This is a genomic window from Accumulibacter sp., from assembly GCF_029255125.1.
Classification (GTDB): domain Bacteria; phylum Pseudomonadota; class Gammaproteobacteria; order Burkholderiales; family Rhodocyclaceae; genus Accumulibacter.
The window spans coordinates 148,219-161,507 of sequence record NZ_JAPUVR010000100.1 but is presented as its reverse complement, the minus strand read 5'-3'; the positions used below and the strand labels follow the sequence as shown (position 1 = coordinate 161,507).

General features: G+C 61.7%; 13 protein-coding genes. 5 read left to right on the top strand and 8 right to left on the bottom strand.

Translation table 11 applies throughout. From position 1 onward, the window contains the following. Positions 1 to 123: 123 nt before the first annotated feature. From Q1L59_RS09145 to Q1L59_RS09130, 4 genes are all read right to left on the bottom strand, one after another. Complete coding sequence (locus tag Q1L59_RS09145; protein WP_300331194.1) at positions 124 to 1,317, bottom strand: polysaccharide biosynthesis/export family protein; 1,194 nt, start codon at positions 1,315 to 1,317, stop codon at positions 124 to 126. 303 nt (positions 1,318 to 1,620) lie between these two features. Next, the gene (locus Q1L59_RS09140; protein ID WP_300331191.1) at positions 1,621 to 2,064 is read right to left on the bottom strand and encodes a low molecular weight protein-tyrosine-phosphatase; all 444 of its coding nucleotides are present in this window, start codon (positions 2,062 to 2,064) and stop codon (positions 1,621 to 1,623) included. Positions 2,065 to 2,075: 11 nt separating this feature from the next. Then, the gene (locus Q1L59_RS09135) at positions 2,076 to 3,677 is read right to left on the bottom strand and encodes an MraY family glycosyltransferase (protein ID WP_300331189.1); all 1,602 of its coding nucleotides are present in this window, start codon (positions 3,675 to 3,677) and stop codon (positions 2,076 to 2,078) included. A 111-nt stretch (positions 3,678 to 3,788) separates the two neighbouring features. Then, a complete protein-coding gene (locus Q1L59_RS09130) occupies positions 3,789 to 4,619 on the bottom strand; it encodes an NF038130 family PEP-CTERM protein (RefSeq protein WP_300331186.1) in 831 nt (276 codons plus the stop codon). Positions 4,620 to 5,174: 555 nt separating this feature from the next. Here Q1L59_RS09130 and Q1L59_RS09125 point away from each other — a divergent pair. Beyond that, on the top strand, positions 5,175 to 6,149 hold the full coding sequence (locus Q1L59_RS09125; RefSeq protein ID WP_300331183.1) for a ParB/Srx family N-terminal domain-containing protein: 975 nt from the start codon (positions 5,175 to 5,177) through the stop codon (positions 6,147 to 6,149). Between the two features lie 18 nt (positions 6,150 to 6,167). Here Q1L59_RS09125 and Q1L59_RS09120 read toward each other — a convergent pair whose 3' ends face one another. The 3 genes from Q1L59_RS09120 to Q1L59_RS09110 form a co-directional block, all read right to left on the bottom strand. Then, positions 6,168 to 6,974 carry an alpha/beta hydrolase gene (locus Q1L59_RS09120; protein ID WP_300331180.1) on the bottom strand — a complete coding sequence of 269 codons (807 nt, stop codon included), beginning with the start codon at positions 6,972 to 6,974 and terminating at the stop codon, positions 6,168 to 6,170. A 73-nt stretch (positions 6,975 to 7,047) separates the two neighbouring features. After that, entirely contained in the window at positions 7,048 to 8,058 is a 1,011-nt protein-coding gene (clpX, locus tag Q1L59_RS09115; RefSeq protein WP_300331177.1) for an ATP-dependent Clp protease ATP-binding subunit ClpX, read from the bottom strand. Positions 8,059 to 8,170: 112 nt separating this feature from the next. Next, positions 8,171 to 8,443 (bottom strand): hypothetical protein, encoded by a 273-nt coding sequence (locus Q1L59_RS09110; protein ID WP_300331174.1) that lies wholly within the window; start codon positions 8,441 to 8,443, stop codon positions 8,171 to 8,173. A 217-nt stretch (positions 8,444 to 8,660) separates the two neighbouring features. Between Q1L59_RS09110 and yajC the strand changes: the two genes are divergently transcribed. From yajC to Q1L59_RS09090, 4 genes are all read left to right on the top strand, one after another. Continuing rightward, positions 8,661 to 8,987: a preprotein translocase subunit YajC gene (gene yajC, locus Q1L59_RS09105; RefSeq protein WP_300331171.1), complete on the top strand. Its 327-nt coding sequence runs from the start codon at positions 8,661 to 8,663 to the stop codon at positions 8,985 to 8,987. 59 nt (positions 8,988 to 9,046) lie between these two features. Next, entirely contained in the window at positions 9,047 to 10,924 is a 1,878-nt protein-coding gene (gene secD / locus Q1L59_RS09100; RefSeq protein ID WP_300331168.1) for a protein translocase subunit SecD, read from the top strand. Positions 10,925 to 10,936: 12 nt separating this feature from the next. After that, positions 10,937 to 11,881, top strand: coding sequence for a protein translocase subunit SecF (gene secF / locus Q1L59_RS09095; RefSeq protein ID WP_300331165.1), 945 nt, complete (start codon positions 10,937 to 10,939; stop codon positions 11,879 to 11,881). A 109-nt stretch (positions 11,882 to 11,990) separates the two neighbouring features. Continuing rightward, complete coding sequence (locus tag Q1L59_RS09090; protein WP_300331162.1) at positions 11,991 to 12,689, top strand: cytochrome b/b6 domain-containing protein; 699 nt, start codon at positions 11,991 to 11,993, stop codon at positions 12,687 to 12,689. Between the two features lie 110 nt (positions 12,690 to 12,799). Here the strand turns inward: Q1L59_RS09090 and Q1L59_RS09085 are convergent, their stop codons facing one another. After that, the gene (locus Q1L59_RS09085) at positions 12,800 to 13,255 is read right to left on the bottom strand and encodes a cytochrome c (protein ID WP_300331159.1); all 456 of its coding nucleotides are present in this window, start codon (positions 13,253 to 13,255) and stop codon (positions 12,800 to 12,802) included. Positions 13,256 to 13,289 lie beyond the last annotated feature (34 nt).

The following is a 13,289-nucleotide window of genomic DNA, read 5'->3' as shown; positions in this document are numbered from 1 at the left end:
TCTCTCGCCCCATTCGTTGCCGCGGGCTCAGCAAGGGGCGTGGCCAGCCCGCTCGGCCAGGCAGTCGGTCAACTCTTGCCCGGCACCCGCACGCCGGGCTGGCTGCGCGCGCCCGCTGGCGGCTTAGGGTTGCCGTCCGCCAAAGAGCGGATATTGCGTCAGGCTTGTCTGATTGAGCATCGTTGCCGTCGGCAGGATGTTGGCAATCACGCGCTGCCAGCGCACCACCGCAGCCGCGTCGACATAGACGATGTCGCGCGGACGCAGCGGAAAGCGATCGGCAAGCAGCATCGCGTCAGGCAAGCGGGAGTCCAGATGGAAGAGCTCGGGGGTTTCTGTATCGCCGCGCATGACGTAGATCCAGCGTGGATCAGCGCTCGCCTGACTGATATAGCCGACATCGCCCAGCGCTTCCGCCAGCGTCAGGCGCTTCTTGTTCATCATCAAGGAACCCGGCTTGTTCACCTCGCCGAGAACAAAGACCTTGTTGTAGCTGCGATCGGCGACGTTGAGGATGTCGCCATGCTCGAGCAGGGCATTCTGCTCGGTCGAGCCCTGATCGTACATCGCCTGGATGTCCACCAGATAGGTCTGCCCACGCCGGGTGAGCAGAACCCGGCTGTGGTCCGCTTCCGGCGTCAAACCGCCGGCCCGATTGATTGCCTCAAGAACGGTCATCGGGACATCGGTCACCGGCTGAACACCCGGCTTGGCGACTTCGCCGACCACATACACCTGCTTGCTACGAAATGCCACCATGCGTACGTCAAGCTGGACCTTCTCGATGTACTTGGTCAGCTTGGCCGACAGCATCGTCCGCACCTCACTGGTCGTCTTGTCCTGCACCTTGAGAACGCCAGCATAGGGGTAGAAGATCGTTCCGTCCTCAGCCACCACCGTGCCTGCTTGCTCAGCCGTCCGGAAACTTCCGGCCGGAATCGTCAGTTCGGGATGATCCCAAACGACGATCGAGATGATGTCGCCCGGACCAAGACGGTAGTCGGGAACCGGTTTACTCGCGCTGGCGATCGGACCAAGATTCGCCTTGCTCGCGACGGCCACGCTGCTCGTCCCATCGCCGCGCGGCGGACGGGCTGCCTTGAACAGGTCGATAATCAGTTCTGCCGTGATCGGCTTGATCCTGACGTTGGCCGGGGCCAGGACGTCACCTTGCTGGACCGGCAGTCTGACGGCCGATTCCTCCCGCTCGCCGTAAGCCTGGTTGCCCGGTACGATGCTGCACCCCGCCAGAGCGCTTGCAGCAAGGCAAGCGAGAATGCGCCTGGCGTCACCGCATACGGCAGAAAACGCATTCATGCAGGAATCCTCATCACCTAGTGTTCTCCATCTTGATGACACTGCCGGCAGGGCTCGACGGCTGGCGGCAAAGTGTACATTGATCGATCATCTTCCGCAAAACAAACGGGGTCGCGCCAGCCAAGGCCAGCTCATAGGCCGACAACCGGCACCCTTGCGGCGTCGCCGGCTCCTGTCCACCTTCGCTTTCGGGAAATCAGCCAATCGCGGAAGAAACTATAGCTCCGATTGGCTGGTCGGGTCGTGCTGAATTTAACGACCTCGACCGATTCGGCGGCGGTGCGCGACACGCCGCCCGGTCGGTCAAGCGCAGAGCTTGCTCACCCAGGGATCAAGCGCTTCCTCGATGAGATCGAGCGCTTCGACATGTGCCGCATCGCCACGTCGATAGGGATCGGGTATTTCGGTTCCTGTCCAGTGGCCGAGAAGAAAAGTTTTGCCGCGCGCGGTCGGATCCAGGGCGAGAACCGCATCACGGTGATGTTTCTCCATGACAAGAACAAGCTGAGCCCAGCGCAGCGACTCAGCCGTCAGCTGGCTCGCCCGGTGGCCGCTGAGGTCGACCCCGCGTGCCTGCATCAACGTTGAGGTCGTCTCTTCGGCCGGATGGTTGACCAGGGCACCGATTCCTGCCGAATAAGCCTCGACGCGCTTTCCTTTCCGGGCAATTCGCTCGCGCAACAGAAACTGCGCCGCTGGACTGCGACAGATGTTCCCCGTACAGACGGTCAAAATTCTGCTGAACACGCCAGGTCGCCTCAAACTGGGGTTACGGTGGTCGCGCACGCGACGGGGTCCCGATACACTCGGCCGCGCGTACGCTCCATCGAGTAGATCAAGGTGCGCCCGACGCCACGTCGGTCGGCGCGCCGCTGGTTGGCCTTCACGCCCGGGCGCGAATAGGCGACCCGTCGGTCATTTGCACTGCTACGCTGGATAAACAGTCGCACCTCGACAGCTGTATCGCCAGTGAGTCGCCGACGGATAGCATTCGTATCGCTATGGATCCGCCCGATCAACTGATCGTTGCCGCTGCCCGCCGGCACGAGGACGACGCAGTAAACGTTGCGCCTGCGAGCGCCTTGCCGGCGATCGTCGACCCGGTAGAGCTGAATCTGATAGTCATAGCTGCCCGTCAACCCGGCGCAAACCACATCGAGCAACTCAAGACACTTGTCCTGTTCGAAATACCCGACAAAGATGCCGCGCGCATCGCCTGACGGCAAGTGTAGTGCGCGGCCAAGTCTCCGCAAGGTGGGCACCAGCCGCCACGGACGCAGAATCGCCAAGAAATATCCGGCAAAAACGAGCAAGAAGATAGCGAACATCACCCATTCCGGCACGCCGAGCCACAGACCAGCAATGCCAACCAGGCCCAGAGCGACCTGACTCAAGACGGCGAAGGCGACGACATCGCAAACCCGAAAACCAGCTCGCACCAAGAGGTGATGCAAGTGATGTCGGTCGGGCTGGAACGGCGACTTGCCAAGCCAAATCCTCCGCAACATGACGCCAACCGTATCCATCAGGGGCAAGGCAAAGAGCCACAGGGCGGTGACGGGAGTCATTGCCGCCGACTTCCCCTGCGACAGCGCAATGAACAACCAGGCAAAGAGGAAACCAAGCAACATGCTGCCGTTGTCGCCGAGGAAAACGCGGGCTCGACCATTGCCCGGGTAGCGCAGGTTGTAATAAAGGAAACCGGCGACACCACCGATCAATGCGACAAGAAGAACAGTACACGCGACATTGCCCGCGCTGTGCGCAACGACGGCCGCCAGCGCCAGACTGACCAAACTGACCGATCCCGACAGGCCGTCAATCCCGTCGATCATGTTGACCGCATTGATCAAACCGATGGTGGCGAAGATGGTGAATGGGACTGCCAAGGAGCCGAGTTCGACCGCCGCCAGTCCGGGCAGAAGCTGGCCCAGTGAAACGAGCTCGACGCCACCAGAGTAAACCATCGAGAGCGCGGCGAGCGCCTGGATGACGAAGCGCGGCTTGAAACTGAGGTGCCAGATGTCGTCGGCCAGCCCGGTGAGAAAGAGCGTCAACGCACCAAGCAAAATGCCCTGCAGGGGACGCAGACTGAAGCTTTGAAAAAATGATTCGACCAACAAGAAGGCAGCCACGACGACGCTGATGACACCAAAGCCCCCGACGAATGGTGTTACCGCGTGGTGCTGCTTATGCCCGCCCGGACGATCCGCTATTCCGAAATGGTCGGCGAAGACCAGCCCGAGTCGAATCGCGACCCCTGAGATCAACAAGCAGACCGCACCCAGGACAACCAACTCCACGACGACCTCCAAACTTACTGCTGAACATTCACTGTCAAGCCGTTGCAAGGCGACCAACGCGCCGAGAGCGGCCGACTGGCGTCCTGCCTGATAAGGACAGAGCCCTTTCGGGCTCTGTCTTCACATCCCGAGAGCGCTTGCGCGCCGAGGAGTTCTCAGGCGGCGGAATCAGGCACGCCGACGGCGGCCGAGGAACAGACCCACCAAGCCGATACCAAGCAACGCCAGGGACTCTGGCTCAGGCACATTGATACCAAGGCGATAAACGCCGCTGTAGGAACCATCCTGGGTGGAATAGCCCGTCGGATCGGCGACAAAGCCATAGAGATACTGCCAATCGCCGTTATCGACCTTGACTTTGACCACCTCGCTGACCTGAGCAAAACGACCGGCCGAAGTCAGATCGGGATCGACGTAGGCGTTCACTGCGGCGACCAGGCCATTCAGGTAGGCGGCTGCATTGTAGAAGCCGTCCAGGTCGACGAAGAATTGCGAACCGACCTTCTCAACCTTGGACACGTTCGGGTCGCTGACCTGCCGATACCCGGCCGAGGCCGCCGGGAGGCCCAGCGCCGTCGGGTCACGCATCAGCTTGGTCAGCGTGTCGAGTTGGCCACCGGGACCGCCGGTCAGCGTCTGACCCACCGAGGCAAAGGCGTCGGTAATGTACTTCTCGGTAAACGCGACCGTCCAGTCGCTGGCGACCAGCCCGCTGAGAACGATCTGCTTTCCGTCGAGCGTGCCGGTCAACGTGGTCGCCGGCTGAGAACCGAACTTGCCGAGCTCGACGTTGCCCTTGTCGGTCAGCGCCTGCGTCACTTCTGACGCAGAGCAACCGCCCACAACCAGCGCGTTGGAACCAAGCGGGCTCTCCAGATAGGTCTGGCACGGAGCGTTGGCGATCGTCCCACTGGTCATGACACTCGCCTGCGCCCCGGCCGATGCAGCCAAAGCGACGATCGCCAGCGCGACCCTTGTTTTGCTACCAAATGTATTCATCGAGAACTCCTTCGACTTCACTCGCCGACGCTCTTGGGCGGCCGGTCCATGAGGGTTTTTCTAATGGGCTTTACAAGTCTCGGTTTTTAGCCGCACGGCAAAAGCAACCGCGCAGCTTCGACTGTACCTGACTCGGGTCAACTGATGCAATTACTGTGCCCGAGAATGAAGGAATCTGTTTTAAGTCGATTTCCCGGCCTTGGAGCTGCGATGCGTCCAAGGATCGGCAAAGAAGTGTAAAATTTATCGACACTTAGCGTGCCGCTGTCAGTACTGATCGAGCCGCTTCCGGCGGCTGCGTCCTCGCTCGCCCGACGGCCGCGAGATGCCCGCCAACGGCACCAGCGATATGCCAGATGCAAGCGCCCGCGGGAGCGTGCGGGCGCCGGTTGGAAACCTGCCAACACGCCCTCGAATCGCGTTTGTCATGGAAGCGAAAGCAATTGACGCGCTGCCTGCAGGTGTCGATACTGGCTCCCGTCCGCTTTGTCGCAGGCGCGGACGATTCTCCTGCACGCGAGTGCAGCTTTGATTTTCTGACGAAGGAGGGGAACCATGCGCACTTTCGCCATCATGCTGTCCGGACTACTGGCGCTGGGCCTGGCCGGCCAGGCCGACGCCGCCAAGCACAAGACCGAGGGTAAATCGATCGCCGAATGCAGCAAGAACACGCGCGTTGCCCGACGCAACGGGGATGGCGTCGTAACCGCCGACGAGAAGCGGAAGCGCGGCTGCGTCATCGACATTCAGGCACTGCATCCAACCCAGTCGGCGGTAGGTATGGACGCAGTCGAATGCAAGGCAGCGAAGATCTCGAGCAAGGCAAAAGCCGGCAAGCTCGACGACTACTTGCGCGCCGACAACCGATGGGTGCCGATCGTCCGCGGACCCGGTGGGAAGTTCTATCTGACCGACCACCACCACCTGTCGACCGCCGTCTGGAACGCCGACATCAAGGACAAGGAAAAACGCGTTTACGCCTACCTAATCGCCGACCTGGCGACACTGTCCGAGGACGCTTTCTGGGCACGCATGGTCAAGGACCACGACACGTGGCTGAAGAATCCGGCCGGTGAGGACATCGCGCCCAGCCAGTTGCCCAAGCACATCGCCCTTCTGCAGGACGATCCAATGCGCACACTCTCGGCCTGGGTGCGCGGTAGCTGCGGCTACGTCAAGTGCGACCCGGTCGGCGTTGCCAAGGACGACGATGAACTCTCCTGCGAGGACAAGTTCCACACCAACGTCACCTGCGCGGCAGCCGACGTCTACTTCCTCGAATTCAAGTGGGGCAGCTACCTGGCCAGCGTTCCCGAAGTCCGGGAGGCGCTTGGTGAAGGGGCAGCGTGCCCACAGCAGGCGCCACTCGACGAGAAGTGCCTTGACGCGCAATACGATCGTTTGACCAGAGCCTTGCCAGCAGCGATGAAAGCCGCCGCCGCGCCCGAAGCTCTGCGCGCACTCGGTCGTGAGTCCGGCTACAACCCCGCCGTCCAGCCGGGTATCGCACAGCCGAAACACTGCAAGTAAGCGAAACGGAGCCGCGCTTCATCGGGGCGATCGGCCCGCTTCACCGGCGAGCAGGAAGTCGATCGCTGCCTGCCACCAGTGATCGTCGACGCGCAGCAACCAGTCGTTGTGGTCGGCGCCGGCGATGATCGACAGACGCTTGGGCGGCGCCAACGCCGCCTCTAGCGCCTGCCCGAAGTGCGCCGGGATAATCCGGTCGCGCTCGGCGACGGCGACGAACACAGGCCGACCGAACGACGCCAGATTGGTCACGCTGTCGTAACGGTCGCGCAGCAGCGAGCGCACCGGTAACAGCGGGTAATGATGGCGGGCAACGTTTTCCAGCTTGTCCCAAGGAGTGACCAGCAGCACGCCGGCAACGGCGTCGCGCTGGCGTGCGCTCGCTGCTGCCGCAACCCCGGCACCAAGCGATTCGCCGATGATCAGCAGCGGCCCCCGGTATAGCTCGCGGGCCAGGCTGATCGTCCGTTCGGCGTCGGCCACCAGGCTCGTTTCACCCAGCGACCCGGCACGCGGGCCGTAGGCCGGATACTCGGCGAGGAGCACGCGCAGACCGAGCGGCGCCAGCGCCTCGGCATAGTAATCGCGATGGCCGGCATGCCCGGCGTTGCCGTGAAAGACGATCACCGTCGCACGCGCGGGTACGTCCGGTTCGGCCAGCAAGCCGCGAAAATCGGACACCGTAGGCCAGGCGGCAAGGCCGCGCGAAACCACTTGCATTTCTTCGACGCTAGCCCGCTCGGGGTAATAGAGCAGATGGTCTTGAAACATGGCAACCCCCGCGAGGAAAATCACGCCGGCAAGGACTGCCGATGCTATGCTCATCACACACAAACGGCCGGGCGACCGGCTCCTCGCTGGCCTAGCGACCGGGCGCATGGGTGGACACCAAGACGCATCAGGCCGGCGGCGGCCGCCGAATCAGACAGGCGTCTTCGAACAGCGAAGTGATCTCCACCCGGCAAATCCCCGGATCGTCAGGCACGAGGTAAAGGATGGGCGTCATCAGTTCTTCGAAGATCCCGCGCAAGCTGCGCGCGCCGGTCTTGTACTCGATGGCGATCTCGGCCATCTGCTCGAAGACCCGCTGACTGATGCTCAGCTCGACACCCTCACCCCGGAAGATCTCGACGTACTGCCGGTAGATCGAATCCTTCGGCACACTCATGATGCTCACCAGCATGGACTTGCTCAGCGGATGCAGATTGGCGATGACCGGCAGGCGGCCAGTAAACTCCGGGATAAGACCGAACTCGAAGAGGTCGGTCGGTTTGATACGCTTGTTCAGGCGGTCGAGAATGCTTTGATTGTCATCGACCGAAGTAGCGATGAAACCAAAACCATGCGTCTTCGACATGATGTTCTCGATGCCGACGAAAGCACCACCGCAGATGAACAGAACATTGCTCGTATCGATGTAGCGGTTGCCCGGCAGCTTCACCGGAGCACCCTCCATGATCTTCAGCAAGGCATGCTGGACGCTTTCGCCGGAGAGCGCCTGCGTCTGTTCCTTCGCCGCCTTCAGCTTGTCGATTTCGTCGATGAAGACGATGCCGTGCTCGGCGCTGGCAATGTTGCCGCCGGCCTTGTCGATCAACCTCTGCAGAACCGCCTCGATTTCCTCGTTGACATACTTCGTCTGCGCCAGCGAGGTCGCATCGGCGGTGGCGAAGGGAACATCCAGCATGCGCGAAAGGGTGTGGCAGAGCAAGGTCTTACCGGTTCCCGAAGGCCCGACCAACAGGATGTTGCTCTTGGCGACCGCACCCCGGCTGCGCTCGGCAGCAACAATCTTGCGGTAGTGCGCGTAGACCGCGACCGCGAGTATCTTCTTCGCATCGTCCTGACCAATGACGTACTGATCGAGGTAGCGCACGATCGCGCTTGGGGTGGTTTCTCGGCTCAACATGCGCCTACCCTCCATCGGTCACGATGCTACGGCGGTCCGACGAACTGGCGACCGGCCCGCCTCGGCAAGCCGACCACCAGGCGCCCCCGCGCAGGTGCCCGGCGCCCTGCCTCTACTTTCCCTTGAAATCGAGGAACATCTTGAAGCAGCGGGCAAAGGCGAGAGGCGATTCGCAATGCTCGGCCCACAATTGCGCCGTCAGCGAAAATGAGACATCGCCTTCGGCTTGCTTATCCTTCACCCAGACCAAGCGACGGTCACTGAAGACGCCGGTCGGCAGGCGCGCGCGAATGAACTCCCAGACTTCATCGAGCGTTTCAAAATTCCCCAAATCCCCGGCACCATCGGCGCCTTCCTCTTCTTCCATGAAAACCTGGTAGCGCATGACAACACCCTCGGCAGAGTAGAATCCCCGCACTGACCAGCGGCGACCTGCGTAACTCACAGGGCGCAATTATTGGCGAAGGCGACCAAATAGTCCATCCCGCCTGACGCTCCGATGGCTGGTCAGGCGGCGCAGCCGGGCCTGCGGCGCAACCGGAAGGCCGCACGGCAGTGATACAATGCCCGGTTATTTTCCAGACCACTGACAGGAGACCGATGTGCTGATCAGCACCGCCCACGCTCAAACCGCCGCAGCCAGCGACCCAACCGGTGGCTTCATGCAGTTGCTGCCAATCATCCTGATGTTCGTCGTCCTTTATTTCCTGATGGTGCGACCACAAATGAAACGCGCAAAGGAACATAAGGCGCTCGTCGAAGCCCTCGCCAAGGGGGATGAAGTGGTGACCGGCGGCGGTATTGCCGGGCGCATCACGCGGGTCGGTGAGCAGTACATCGGCCTGGAGGTTGCCGAAGGCGTCGAGATTCAGGTGCAGAAGCCGGCGATCACGCTGGTTCTGCCCAAGGGCTCGCTGAAGTCGCTTTGACCCCTGCGGACTTGCGCCAAGGCAGCAATGACCGCCGTACCATCTGATTGCAGAAAGCCATGAACCGATATCCGCTGTGGAAGTACGTCATCGTTGCCTTGGCCGTCGTCTTCGGCTTGCTGTACACGCTGCCCAACCTTTTCGGCGAATCGCCAGCAGTTCAGGTGTCGAGTGGCAAGGCAACGGTCAAGGTCGACAGCAAAGTGCTCGAGCGTGTCGTGGCTACGCTGCAGGCGGCAGGAATCGAGAACAGCGGCATTTTTCTTGATGCCCATGGGGTCAAAGTCCGCCTCCGCGATACCGATGCCCAGCTCAAAGCTAAAGATCTGATCGAAAAGCAACTAAACCCGGATGCCGGGGACGCGCAGTATGTCGTTGCCTTGAACCTGCTGTCGAGTTCGCCGCAATGGCTGAGTTCGCTGCACGCCTTGCCGATGTACCTTGGCCTCGACTTGCGCGGTGGCGTGCATTTCCTCCTCCAGGTCGACATGCGGGGCGCCCTGACCAAACGCCTCGATGCACTGAGCGGCGACCTGCGGACGCTGCTGCGTGACAAGAACGTGCGCCACGCCGGCATCGCGCGCGAAGGCGAACGCGTAACGATTCGCTTCCGTGACGCCGACACACGAACCAGGGCGCGCCAGATCGTCGAAGACAACCAACCTGATCTCCAACTCGCCGAACAGGGCGAGGGCGACGACCTGAAGCTTGCGACAACACTGCGACCGGAAGCAATCAAGCGTCTCCAGGAGTTCGCCATCAAGCAGAACATGACGACGCTGAGCAACCGGATCAACGAACTGGGTGTCGCCGAACCGGTTATCGCGCAGCAGGGCGCAGACCGCATCGTCGTCCAGTTACCCGGCGTGCAGGATACGGCGAAGGCAAAAGACATTCTCGGCCGCACGGCAACGCTCGAGATTCGCATGGTCGATGACACACCCGGCGCCGTCGAAGCGGCGCAAGCCGGTCAGCCCCCCTTCGGCAGCGATCTGTACGTCGAACGCGGCGGCCTCCCCCTACTCGTCAAGAAGCAGGTCGTGCTGACCGGCGACCGCCTGACCGACGCCCAACCCGGCTTCGACAACCAGACGCACGAACCGGCCGTGCACCTGACGCTTGACGCGGCCGGCGCGCGCATTTTCAAGGATGTCACGCGCGACAACGTTGGCAAACGAATGGCCATCGTGCTGATCGAAAAGGGCAAGGGTGAGGTCGTCACGGCCCCGGTGATCCGCTCCGAGATTGGCGGCGGTCGCGTCCAGATCTCGGGCCGCATGAGCACGATGGAAGCCAACGACACGGCGCTCCTGTTGCGCGCCGGCTCGCTCGCCGCGCCGATGGAGATCATCGAGGAGCGGACGATCGGACCCAGTCTCGGTGCCGACAACATCAGGAAGGGATTCCATTCGACGCTTTGGGGTTTTGCCGCGATCGCCGCCTTCATGATTGCCTACTATGTGCTTTTCGGTCTGGTCTCGGTGATCGCGCTGGCCTGCAACCTGCTGTTCCTCGTTGCCCTGCTTTCGCTCCTGCAAGCAACACTGACGCTGCCCGGCATCGCCGCCATTGCGCTCGCTCTGGGCATGGCGATCGACGCCAATGTGCTGATCAACGAACGGATACGCGAGGAACTGCGCAACGGCTCGACGCCGCAGGCGGCGATTCACACTGGCTACGAACGCGCTTTCGGTACGATTCTCGACTCCAACATCACGACGCTGATCGCCGGTATCGCGCTGCTTGCCTTCGGCTCGGGCCCGGTGCGCGGTTTTGCCGTCGTTCATTGCCTGGGAATTCTGACCTCGCTCTTCTCCGCCGTCGTCGTTTCGCGCGCCTTGATCAATCTGATCTATGGACGCCGGCGCCGAACGGAATCACTCGCCATCGGCCAGATCTGGAAGCCCGGCAGCCAAGCCCGCGCAATCGCCGACTAAGGAGGCACCACGATGGAATTTTTCCGGATCAGCAAGGACATCCCGTTCATGCGCCATGCGCTGGTGTTCAATGTCATTTCCCTGGTCACTTTTCTGCTTGCCGTCATCTTCCTGTTCAGCCGCGGACTGCATCTTTCGGTCGAATTCACCGGCGGAACCTTGATCGAGCTCAGTTATGCGCAGGCGGCCGATCTGGAAAAGGTGCGCAGCAGTCTCGGCAAGGCCGGCTATACGGACTTTTCCGTACAGAACTTCGGCTCCAGTCACGATGTGCTGATTCGCCTGCCGCTGAAGGCTGAACAGAACACGGCGAAGATTGGTGAATCGGTGATGAGCGCGCTCTCCGCCGAAGCGCCGGGTGCGAGTTTGCGCCGGGTCGAGTTCGTCGGGCCGCAGGTTGGCAAGGAGCTTGCCGAAAACGGCGCCCTCGCCTTGCTGCTCGTCGTCATCGGGATCGTCGTCTACCTGGCGTTCCGCTTCGAGTGGCGTTTCTCGGTCTCGGCGATCATCGCCAACCTGCACGACGTGGTCATCATTCTCGGCTTCTTCGCCTTCTTTCAGTGGGAGTTTTCGCTCTCGGTGCTGGCCGCGGTGCTGGCCGTTCTGGGCTACTCGGTGAATGAATCGGTCGTCGTCTTCGACCGTGTGCGCGAAACGTTCAAGAAAGTCCGTGGTCTGACCACGGCACAGGTTCTCGATCATGCGATCACCAGCACGATTTCGCGTACGATCATCACGCATGGCTCGACCCAGATGATGGTCCTCTCGATGCTCGTCTTCGGCGGCGAAACGCTTCATTACTTCGCGCTGGCGCTGACCATCGGCATCTGTTTCGGAATCTACTCGTCGGTTCTCGTCGCCAGCCCGCTCGTCATGTGGCTGGGCGTCTCGCGCGAGCAATTCGTCCGCGTGAAGAAGCAGATCGAAGGTGCCAATCGCGACGGCGCGGTCGTTTAGGTCAAGCGCTGGCGAAAGCCGGAACCCTTGGCCGAATACGGGCCACTATGGCAAGATCACCGCGCAGCGTCCGGCGGAACAACTGCACCCGCGCAGACAGGAGGAAGCGATGAACAGGCAACGCATTCGGCTCTGGGATTTACCGACACGCGTCTTTCACTGGTCACTCGTCGTTCTCGTCGTGGCTTCGGTGGTCAGCGGGAAGATCGGTGGTAACTTGATCGTCTGGCACAGCCGCTGTGGACTGGCGATTGTCGGTCTGCTCGCTTTCCGCCTGGTCTGGGGACTGATCGGTTCGACCTACGCACGTTTCCTCAGCTTCATTCCCACACCAGCATCGCTGCTCGCCTACCTGCGCGGTCAGTGGCACGGCGTTGGCCATAACCCGCTGGGCGCGTTCTCCGTCTTTGGCCTGCTGGGCCTGCTCGCCTTGCAGGCAGGCACCGGCTTGTTCGGTAACGACGACATCGCCTTCCGCGGACCGCTGGCTGCGCTGGTCAGTGGCGACCTGAGCGATTGGCTGACCGGCGTGCACAAGCTGTCGATCAACCTGCTCATCGCCCTCATCGTGCTCCACCTGGCCGCCATCACGTTCTATGCCCGGGTCAAGAAGGACAACCTCGTGCAACCGATGCTGACCGGCTGGAAGGAAGTCGAGGCCGGGCGCGCCGAATCGGCGAGCGGCGGCGGCCGGCTCGCTTTCTGCGGCGCGCTGTTGATTGCTCTGGCCGTTGTCTACGGAGCCTCGGGTGCCTGGCTGCCGACGCCGGCAACGCCGCCAGCGTCGGCACCGACACCTGCTTGGTAGGCCACCCGGGAAACCCCGAGCCGACAACGACAGCGGGCATCGAGCAGCCGGCGCCCACGATCAGCCGTGCGCCGGGGCTCGCGAACTCTCGTTGACTGGTTGACTGGCTCTCAGTCGTTGCGATACTTGTCGTGGCAGGCCTTGCAGCTCTCGCCGGTCTTGCCGAATTGTGCCTTGACCGCGGCAGCATCGCCCGTCGCTGCCACCTTCTGCAGTTCGTTGGCCTCTTTGATGAAGGTCATCGCCAGTTCCCTGACCTTGTCCTGCTCCTTGAAGAACTCGGGCTTGACGCGCGTCTTCTGTCCACCGGCCTCCTTGTCGGTGCCGGGACCATAGAGCGCACCCATGCCGGAATTAGCCGTCGCAGCGATCAGGTTGGCGGCCCCGACCACCTGTTCCTTGTTGTACGTCCCCTCGATGTTGGCCTTGATCTTGCCCATGTTCCATGACATGAAGCTATACCCCGCCTTGCGATACTTGATCATCTCTTCCGGCTTCAAGGCCTGCTGGGCAAAAACCGCACCAGCGAACGTGGTCAGAGCAAGCGCAGTCACCAGTTTTCTCATTTCTTCTCTCCGTTAGGGTTGACGACAAAGACTA